Source organism: Pseudophaeobacter sp. (assembly GCF_039971195.1).
In the GTDB taxonomy this organism is placed as follows: Bacteria; Pseudomonadota; Alphaproteobacteria; order Rhodobacterales; family Rhodobacteraceae; genus Pseudophaeobacter.
This window is the reverse complement of the sequence record NZ_JBDWPJ010000166.1, coordinates 1-7,081: the sequence shown is the minus strand read 5'-3', so window position 1 is coordinate 7,081 and position 7,081 is coordinate 1. Positions and strand designations below refer to the sequence as shown.

The window sequence follows — 7,081 nt, the reverse complement described above, 5'->3', positions numbered from 1 at the left end:
GGCTATCGCTTTGGCGACTACTGGCGCATGGGGCTGCCGCTGGAGATCCTGGTGATTGCCGTCTCGATCCCCTCGATCTTGGTGTTCTGGCCAATGTGATCCCCCGTTTACGCGACAAGGGCGCAGGCAGCTGACCCAACGGCAAAGCACCGAAACAATTGCCCAAACCCATTGGCTGCGCTTAGGCTGCACAAAACCGGCAGGCGGGAGGGACAGATGGCGGACGGGACAGAGAACCATGCAGATGTGATCATCGTAGGGGCCGGCATTGCCGGGCTTGCTGCGGCCTGCGAGCTGGGCGATCGCGGCAAACGGGTGATCCTGCTGGATCAGGAACCGGCCCAGTTTCTGGGCGGTCAGGCCCATTGGAGCCTGGGCGGTTTGTTCATGATCGACACACCAGAGCAACGCCGCATGGGCATCCGCGACTGCCATGATCTGGCCCGACGCGATTGGATGGGCAGTGCCCAGTTTGATCGCCCCGAGGATGACTGGCCAAAACAATGGGCCCGCGCCTATCTGGATTTTGCCTCTACTGAGATGCGCCCCTGGCTGCATGACATGGGCATGCGTTGGTTTCCCATTGTCGGCTGGGCCGAACGTGGTGGCAGTACCGCCGAGGGCCATGGCAACTCAGTTCCACGCTTTCATGTGACCTGGGGAACCGGCCCCGGTGTTGTCGCCCCCTTTGCCGCTCGGCTGCAGGCCCATGTCGAAGCTGGCCGGGTAATCACCCGTTTCCGTCACCAGGTGAGCCATATCATTGTCCAGGCAGGCGAGGTCAAAGGTGTGTCCGGGGAAATCCTGGCCCCGGATGCCTCCCAACAGGGGGCAAGGACCAACCGACAAGAGATCGGCGAATTCGAAGTCTATGCGCCCTCAGTTATCATCGGCTCTGGCGGCATCGGTGGCAATCTGGATCTGGTGCGCAAGAACTGGCCGCGCGATCGGCTTGGGGAGCCGCCCAAAAACATGGTCTCCGGGGTACCATTCCACGTGGATGGCCGCATGTTCCCCATCGCCGAGGCCGCCGGGGGCCATGTGATCAATGGCGACCGCATGTGGCACTACACCGAAGGGCTGCGCAACTGGGATCCCATTTGGCCCAACCACGGCATTCGTATCCTGCCCGGCCCCTCGTCAATGTGGTTTGACGCAAGCGGAGACCGCCTGCCCACCCCCTGCCTGCCCGGGTTTGACACCCTGGCAACCCTGAAGGAGATCCTGAAAACCGGGCATGACTACAGCTGGTTCATCCTGAGCCAGAAAATCATCGAAAAGGAATTTGCCCTCTCCGGCTCCGAACAAAACCCGGACCTCACCTCGGGCAAATGGCTTGAGGTGATCAAAGCGCGTCTGATGTCGCGCGGCGGCGCCCCCGCCCCGGTGGAGGCCTTCAAAAAGCACGGAGAGGATTTTGTCGTCGCCGAGGATCTCTCTGAACTGGTGGCAGGCATGAACCGCATCGCCGAGATGCCGCTGGACGAGACCCACCTGCGCCGCCAGATCGAAGCGCGTGATGCCCAGGTGGACAATAGCTTTGCCAAGGACGCCCAGGTCATCGCCATCAATGCCGCCCGCAATTACCGCGGTGACCGGTTGATCCGCACCGCCAAGCCACATCGCATACTGGATCGCAAAAACGGCCCGCTCATTGCGGTGCGCCTCAACATTCTGACCCGAAAAACCCTCGGCGGTTTGCAGACCAATCTCGACAGTCAGATGGTGGGGGCAGATGGCAAACCGGTCCCGGGGCTGTTTGCCGTAGGTGAGGCCGCTGGTTTTGGCGGCGGCGGCTATCATGGCTACAATGCGCTGGAAGGGTCTTTCCTGGGCGGCTGCCTGTTTTCGGGACGACAAGCGGGTCGTTCAGATCTGATTGCCTAATACAGCCCAATCGCCAGGCCACAATCCTGGCTTCCAGAATCTGTCTGCGGCCGCGACCCTGACAGCCTCGGCTGCATATCACCTTTCCCAGAATATTCCGGGGGAGGGCGCCAAAGGCGCGCGGGGGCAGCGCCCCCAAAGGCGGCTCAGGTCAGGGCCTGAGACAGCAAGGCAATACCAGAGGCTGTCGCAAACAAAACAACTAAAAATCCGCGTCGAAAACTCATCAATCTACCCTCGCAATCCATGCCTGCCCTTTTGATATAGGGCGAGTCTTACAATTTTCACCTATGCGGTCGGTACATCGGCGGAATTTTGCACTTTGGCGCCGGTTTAAAGCGGCCAGAGAAAAGGAATAAGGGCTGAGGCCAAAAGACCAATGCTGAGGTTCAAAGGAATACCCACCCGCAGAAAATCAGTGAATTTGTATCCGCCCGGACCATAGACCAGCATATTGGTCTGATAGCCAATCGGAGTGGCAAAGGAAGCCGAGGCCGCCACCATAACCGCCACCACCAGCGGGCGCGGGTCAACGCCGATAGCCTGGGCCAACCCAACAGCGATAGGGGTGACCACCACTGCCACCGCATTGTTGGAGACCAGTTCGGTTAAAACCGAGGTCAGCAGATAGATCGCCCAGACCAGCACAAAGGGCGGCAGACCTGTCAGCGCCGGGGCTATGGCCTCGGCAATGAGACTGACCGCACCTGAGCTTTCCAGCGCGGCACCAATGGCAAGCATGGAAAAGATCAGCGCCAAGAGCCGCCCATCGACAAAAGAAAACGCCTCATCCGCGTCAATGCAGCGGGTGATCAGCACCAGGGCAACAACAATCACCGAGAGCATCAGGATCGGCGCAACACCAAGTGCTGCCAAACCAACAATGGAGAACAAGCCGACAATGGCCAAGGGTGCATGGCTGCGCCGATAGGCACGCTGGGTGGGCTGCGAGACATCTGCCATATCCATATCAGCAGCCAGACGCTGAATATCTGCCGGAGAGCCTTCGAGTAACAGCGTATCGCCCACCCGCACCACCAGGTCATCCAGCTGCACGCCAATGTTTTGATTGCGCCGATGCACCGCCAAAACATAGACCCCGTAGCGCCGCCGCAGGCGCATAGCCCCCAGGGAGCGACCTACCAGACGGCAACCGGGTGTCACCAGAACCTCAACGGTCTTGGTCTCAACCGCAGAAACCTGATCTACCCGTTTCAATTCCTTGTTGGCCTGCAGGCTCAACAATTCAGTCATTTCTGTCCGTAGAACCACCCGGTCCCCGACCTGTAGTTCGGCCCCTTTGAGGTTGCGGCGCAGCGAGACATCGCCGCGTACCAAATCGATCAATCGCACGCCGGGGCGCTTGAACAGCTGTACCCCGGTGATTTCACGTCCGATCAGGTTGCTTTCGGGGGGGATCACTGCCTCGGTAAAGAACTTCATCTTTGAGCGATCACTCAGCAGCATCGCCATACTGTCCCGGTCTGGCAGCAAGCGCGGCGAGATATAGCGCAGGTAAATCATGCCCCAGATCACCAGGACGATGCCCAGCGGGGTCACTTCAAAAATCGAAAACGGCTCCAACCCCTGTGCCCGCGCCACGCCGTCGACCAACAGATTGGTTGAGGTGCCGATCAGGGTCAGGGTACCGCCAAGGATCGCCGCATAACTCAGCGGTATCAGCATCTTGGAGGCAGAGACGCCAAGGGTGCGCGAGATTTGCACAAAGACCGGGATCATCACCACCACCACCGGGGTATTTGACACCACAGCCGAGGCCCCCACCACAAAGAGCATCAACAGCGCAATGGCGCGTTTGGGGCTGACCTCCGCCTGCTTGCGTGCCTTGGCGGTAAAGGCATCCAGCGCACCGGTCCGCACCAGCGCCCCCATGATGATAAACATCGCAGCAATGGTCCAGGGCGCCGGGTTAGAGAGCACAGCAATCGCATTGTCATAGGGCAAAACCCCGGTGATCAACATCAAGGAAACACCGGTCAGGGCCACCACTTCCGTGGGATAGATCTCGCGCAGGAAAGCAAAGAACATTAATCCTACAATGGCCAGCGTCAAAAACGCGCTGCCGTTTTGGGAAAAACTGATCAGATCCATATGCTTTGACTGTCCCAATTTGCCTTTGCCCGTCAGGCATCTTGGCGCCAGACCTGCCAGCGGCAAGTCTCTCTCATCGCCAAAGCCAGGGCAATGGTTTCATGCCGCGACAGATGTGTCGTCGAAGCATAAAGACGTTTTTACAGCAGCGCTTAGGCATTCAGAGAATAATCTCCTCAAACTTCAGCCGCAAAGCTATCAACTTTGAGGGCCAGACTGTTGCAGCAGCCCGCCATTGCGCACCATGTGGATCTCTTTGGCAGCCCCAGTGCGGTCATCCGTCACCACCAAGGCACCGGAAAGCGTGGCTTCGCCTTCAGCCGGAGTGAAGCGGCTTTTGGGCATGCCAGTGAGGAAACGACGCAGGGGCTCGGTTTTTTCCATACCGATCACCGAGTTGTAGTCGCCGCACATGCCTGCATCAGTCAGGTAACCGGTGCCATCTGACAGAATCTGCGCGTCGCCCGTTGGCACATGGGTATGGGTGCCCACCACCAATGAGGCACGGCCATTGCAGAAATGCCCCATGGCCATCTTCTCTGAGGTGGCCTCGCAGTGCATATCAACAATCACGGCCTGGGCCAGTCCGCCACGGGGATGCGCTTTCAGCACGCCTTCAACTGCGCCAAAGGGATCATCAAAGGCCCGTTTCATGAAGACCTGGCCCAGCGCCTGGGTCACCAAAACCTTGCGGCCTCCGGTGGCGTCAAACAGGCGATGGCCACGGCCCGGCGCGCCCTTGGCAAAGTTCAGGGGCCGGATGATGCGGGGCTCTTTCTCGATGTATTGCAGCATGTCCTTTTGATCAAAGGCATGGTCGCCCAGAGTCAGGCAGTCTGCTCCGGCATCCAGCAACAGCTTGGCATGCGCCCCGCTGAGCCCCATGCCATTGGAGGCATTTTCGCCATTGACCACGACAAAGTCGAGTCGCCATTCCTGACGCAGCCGCGGCAGGTTTTCGGTGATAGCGCGGCGCCCGGCGCGGCCCATCACATCGCCTAGAAACAGAATTCGCATCTGGCTGTCCTAGGGCGCAAGGCGCGGCAGGACAAGTCCTGGGGCCAGACCTAGAGGCGATTTTTCGCTATTTCGGCACAAAACCCCATCCCATTTTGGGGCTTAGCGGGTGAATTGCAGAACCCGGCTTTCGGTAACCATCATGTCCAGTGGTTGATCGGTGGGCTCCAATGGCAGTTCCGTAGCCTCTTGCGCGTCAAAAGCAAAGCCAATGGCCAGGGTTGGGCGTTTGGCGCGCAACAGCTCCAACGTGCGGTCATAAAAGCCACCGCCATAGCCCAGCCGCCCGCCATGACTGTCAAAAGCCACCAGCGGTACGATCAGGATTTCCGGCTCAAAGAAATCATCGGCCTCTGGCACAGATGCACCAAAAGGACCGTCACGCAGGGCGCAGTCCGGCTGCCAGCTGCTAAACTTCAACGGTAGATCTTTGCCTTCAATCACCGGCACCCCCACATGCCCATGGGCTGCGGCCTCTGCCATGGCGGGCAGTGGGTCAATTTCGGTCCGGATCGGCAAAAACCCAGACAGCGGCACGCCGCGATAACCGGCGATGACCTCAGAAAGACGCCCTGCGGCACCGGGAATGTTGAGGTCAAAAGCCGATCTGCGCCGGGCAAAAGCCGCCTTGCGCGCGACAGTCTTGATCACGGCGAGATCCATCATAACAATACCCTTGAGGCCAGTCCCAGAAAGATGAAAAAGCCCATCACATCCGTTGTGGTGGTGACAAATGTGCCAGAGGCCAGTGCCGGGTCGACCCCCAGCTTATCCAGTACCACCGGAACTACCGTACCTGCAAAGCCGGCGATCACCATGTTTACGACCAAAGCCGAGCCAATCACGGCGCCCAACATCGGCGAGCCAAACCAAAGCATCCCCACGACGCCCAAAACAACTGCAAAGCACAACCCGTTCAACAGGCCCACCAGAGCCTCACGACGGATCACCCGCCAGACGTTTGCACCGGTTAAATCCTTGGTGGCCAAGGCGCGTACCGCCACTGTGAGCGACTGGGTGCCAGCATTGCCACCCATCGAGGCCACAATCGGCATCAGAATTGCCAGGGAAACCAGCTCGGCAATTGTCGCTTCAAACTGCGAAATCACCAGCGAGGCACAGATCGCAGTGCACAGGTTCACCGCCAACCAGGGCAAACGCCGCTTCGAGGTCCCTGCCACACTATCTGAAAGTGAACTTTCCCCCACCCCGGCCAGACGCAGGATGTCCTCTTCGTGTTCCTCATCCAATACCACCATGGCGTCATCAATGGTGATAACCCCAGCCAGACGGCCTTCGCTGTCCACCACCGGGGCCGAGATCAGGTGGTATTGGTTGAAGGCATAGGCCACGTCTTCTTCGTCCTGATCCGCGGGAATGACCTGGAAACTCTCTTCCATCAGGTCCGCAAGATGGAGCGTGCGTTTGGAGCCCATGATCCGGCCCAGGGTGACATTGCCCACCGGATGCATCCGGGGATCGACCAGCACCACATGATAGAATTGCTCTGGAAGGTTGTCGGCTTCGCGCATGTAATCAATGGCCTGACCGACGTTCCAGTGCTCTGGCGCCATCACCACTTCGCGCTGCATCAGACGGCCGGCGGAGTTTTCCGGATAGCTCAGCGATTGCTCAACCGCGGCCCGGTCGGAATCCTCCAGTGCATCAAGAATGGCTTCTTGTTGTGGCTCTTCCAGATCCTCCAGCAGATCCACCACATCATCGGTTTCCAGCTCCCGGACGGCCTCGGCCAGAACCACCGGATTGAGGATCGCAATCACCTCTTCTCGGATGCTCTCATCCAGTTCCGACAGGATCTCGCCGTCAAATTCGCGATCATAAAGCCGGATCAGCCGGGCCCGGTCATGGGTGTTGATCTGCTCCAAGAGGTCAGCAATATCCGCCGCATGTAGCTTTTCCAGCAGATTGCCAAGGATCTGCTGCTCGCCGCGATCCACCGCAAAGAGGATCCGGGCAACAAGTTTGCGGTCCAGCAGGTATCCGTCTTCGCCTGTCTGATCGCCGGGCAGAGGTGTATCGTCTGTGCTCATGTGCTGCCCTTTGC

Annotated in this window: 5 protein-coding genes; 1 reads left to right on the top strand and 4 read right to left on the bottom strand. The window is 59.1% G+C overall.

Going from position 1 to position 7,081, the window contains the following annotated elements; genetic code table 11:
- Window positions 1-216 precede the first annotated feature (216 nt).
- Window positions 217-1,887 (top strand): FAD-binding dehydrogenase, encoded by a 1,671-nt coding sequence (locus ABJP42_RS14795; RefSeq protein ID WP_348341670.1) that lies wholly within the window; start codon window positions 217-219, stop codon window positions 1,885-1,887.
- 333 nt (window positions 1,888-2,220) lie between these two features.
- On the opposite strand, the gene ABJP42_RS14790 is transcribed toward ABJP42_RS14795, so the two are convergent.
- The 4 genes from ABJP42_RS14790 to mgtE form a co-directional block, all read right to left on the bottom strand.
- Window positions 2,221-3,999 carry an SLC13 family permease gene (locus ABJP42_RS14790; RefSeq protein WP_348341669.1) on the bottom strand — a complete coding sequence of 593 codons (1,779 nt, stop codon included), beginning with the start codon at window positions 3,997-3,999 and terminating at the stop codon, window positions 2,221-2,223.
- Window positions 4,000-4,197: 198 nt separating this feature from the next.
- Entirely contained in the window at window positions 4,198-5,016 is an 819-nt protein-coding gene (locus tag ABJP42_RS14785) for a TIGR00282 family metallophosphoesterase (protein WP_348341667.1), read from the bottom strand.
- Between the two features lie 102 nt (window positions 5,017-5,118).
- Window positions 5,119-5,682, bottom strand: coding sequence for a 5-formyltetrahydrofolate cyclo-ligase (locus tag ABJP42_RS14780; RefSeq protein ID WP_348341665.1), 564 nt, complete (start codon window positions 5,680-5,682; stop codon window positions 5,119-5,121).
- Window positions 5,679-7,067, bottom strand: a complete 1,389-nt coding sequence (mgtE, locus tag ABJP42_RS14775) for a magnesium transporter (protein ID WP_348341663.1) — start codon at window positions 7,065-7,067, stop codon at window positions 5,679-5,681. The genes ABJP42_RS14780 and mgtE overlap by 4 nt, the downstream gene beginning before the upstream one ends.
- Window positions 7,068-7,081: the final 14 nt, after the last annotated feature.